The 519-nt window shown below is 43.5% G+C and carries 1 protein-coding gene; it reads right to left on the bottom strand.

The genetic code is table 11. The features are described 5' to 3' along the window. Nucleotides 1-519, bottom strand: a 519-nt coding sequence (locus tag R7Q48_RS31040; RefSeq protein ID WP_318134264.1) for an Hpt domain-containing protein, incomplete at both ends; no start/stop codon positions are given.

Below are 519 nucleotides of genomic sequence, written 5' to 3'. Positions count from 1 at the left end.
TGTTGAGTACCTGCATATCGTTTTGGTATTCATTCTTTATCTCTTCGACCCAGTCAGAAATATTTTCCCACCATGCCGGCATATCCGGGGATTGCGCTTTTTGAGCAACGCTTTGGATACGTTTAAGACCAATAGATCCTGCCGCACCTTTGATTTTATGCGCTTCAGAAACAATGCCATCCTGATCTTTTGCGGTCATGTTTGAGTCTAATACCTCAATGTAATCTGGCATCATGTCTTCAAACATCTTGATGCTGTCGTACACGGGTTTAACGCCGACAATATCCACATAAGACTCTAGCATATCCAGATCCAGTAGATGTGTCTCAATCACAGGAGAAGGCGCCGCTTCTTCCTTGACTTCAGGCTTAACAATCACCGCGGGTTTATCGACTCGATCAACAAAGAACTTATCTATCACTGACTGAATAGCATGCACAGCTAATGGTTTACTGATTGCGTCATCCATTCCATTTTCTAAGTACTCTCGACGATCTTTCATCACGTTCGCCGTTAACG

The organism is Vibrio sp. 378, from assembly GCF_033339435.1.
Note: the sequence above shows the minus strand (reverse complement) of the source record. Positions and strands in the feature narration are given on the sequence as shown.